Genomic DNA, 1,562 nt, shown 5'->3' with positions numbered 1-1,562 from the left:
CTAGTGCAGCGCCGCGTTAGTTCGTCGGGGTCATGCGGCCTTGAGTGGAGTGCCGTCGTAGGTCCAGCGGTAGGGCTTGGCGGTGGTGTTCTTCTCGATCACGTAGTTTTCGATCTTGTTGATGAGGTCGTCGCGGGATGGGAAGTCGCCGTGGCGGACGACCCGGCGGGTCAGTGCGGAGAAGTACAGCTCGATCTGGTTGAGCCAGGAGGCGTGGGCCGGGGTCCAGTGCACGTGCCAGCGGGGGTGCGCGGCCAGCCAGGCCCGGGTGGCTTTCGCGACGTGTGAGGATCCGTTGTCCAGCACGACGTGGATCTGTCTGGCGGGGTCGATGGACGCGTCGAGCATGGCCAGGAACCGTTGGAAGGTCACCGAGTCGTTGCGGTGGATCGGTTCGGTGACCGCCTGACCGGTCTGGACGTCGAGGGCGGCGACGATCGACACGGTGCCGTGCCGGACGTATTCGAACTCCTGCCGGGCCGGCCGTCCGGCGGCGGTGGGCTGGCCGGGGTGTTTGCGGGATCGGGCGGCGATCGCGGTCTTCTCGTCGATGGACAGCACGACCGCGCCGGCGGGTGGATGCAGATACAACTGGCAGATGTCGGCGGCACGGGCCCAGAACAGCGGGTCATCCTTGCGGGTCAGCCAGCCTCGGACCCGGTACGGGCGCAGGTCGCAGTCGGCGAGGATCCGTCCGACCTGCGAAGGTGAGATCGTGGTGTCGGCGAGTTGTTCGGCGATGCGCCGGTGCGACCAGGTCGACTCCGGGCCGGGCGGCACTGATGTCGCGGCAGCCACGACCCGGACCCGCACGTCGGCGCCGTGCCGGCGGGGCCGTCCGGACCGTCGCGCGTCGGTGAGGCCGGCCAGCCCGTAGGCCGCGAACCGGCCCCGCCACTTGCGGACCATGTCGACACCGACCCGCAGGTCCGCGGCGATGCGGGCATTGGATGTCCCGTCCGCGGCTGCCAGGACGATCTTCGCCCGGATCACCGCCCGGATCTCGCCCCGGGCCGACCGCGCGGTGCGCCGCAACTGCCGGTGGATCTGTTCGTCCAGCACGACCACCACCGCTGTCGTCACAACGACCCACCCAGCCCATCCATGGACCTCACCCGACCCAGCAGTCACCGACCGGGCAGATCATCGCCGTGATGGCGTCAGCATCGGCGGGCAGGGCAACATGAACCCCATGGCCCGCCGGAACCCGCCCGAGTCGATGCAGCACCACCTGCGGCAACGCCTCAACGAACACGCCGCCACCCACTGGCCGCAACTGACCTCGGTGCAAATCCGCTACCGGGCCGGGTTCGCCTACATCGACGGGCTCCTGCCAAACGGCCAGGTCCAACCGCTGTGCCGGCTACGGTTCGGAGGCGTCCTGCACACCTGGGGCTTCGCCATCTACCTCGCCAGCCGCGACGGCTACCAAGACAACTACCTACCTTCCGGGCTGCCCGTGGGCAGCCCAGAAGAAGCCCTCGACTGCGCCTGCGGCCTCTACCTCAACAGCCCCACCGCCTGGCTCACACCCCCGACGAATTAACGCGGTGCTGCACTAG

Annotated in this window: 2 protein-coding genes; one reads left to right on the top strand and one right to left on the bottom strand. The window is 69.0% G+C overall.

Going from position 1 to position 1,562, the window contains the following annotated elements; all coding sequences use genetic code 11:
* Positions 1-30 precede the first annotated feature (30 nt).
* A complete protein-coding gene (locus ACFY3L_RS54545) occupies positions 31-1,083 on the bottom strand; it encodes an IS630 family transposase (RefSeq protein ID WP_389343945.1) in 1,053 nt (350 codons plus the stop codon).
* 109 nt (positions 1,084-1,192) lie between these two features.
* Here ACFY3L_RS54545 and ACFY3L_RS54540 point away from each other — a divergent pair, with 109 nt between their 5' ends.
* On the top strand, positions 1,193-1,546 hold the full coding sequence (locus ACFY3L_RS54540) for a hypothetical protein (RefSeq protein ID WP_389343942.1): 354 nt from the start codon (positions 1,193-1,195) through the stop codon (positions 1,544-1,546).
* Positions 1,547-1,562: the final 16 nt, after the last annotated feature.

The sequence above is a fragment of the Dactylosporangium sp. NPDC000521 genome (assembly GCF_042898305.1).
In the GTDB taxonomy this organism is placed as follows: Bacteria; Actinomycetota; Actinomycetes; order Mycobacteriales; family Micromonosporaceae; genus Dactylosporangium.
The sequence above is the reverse complement of the archived record's forward strand: the minus strand, read 5'-3'. Positions and strand labels throughout refer to the sequence as shown.

Bases quoted from the DNA above. Each gene is read 5' to 3' on its own strand.
- ACFY3L_RS54540 (WP_389343942.1), top strand. From the start codon at position 1,193: ATGGCCCGCCGGAACCCGCCCGAGTCGATGCAGCACCACCTGCGGCAA.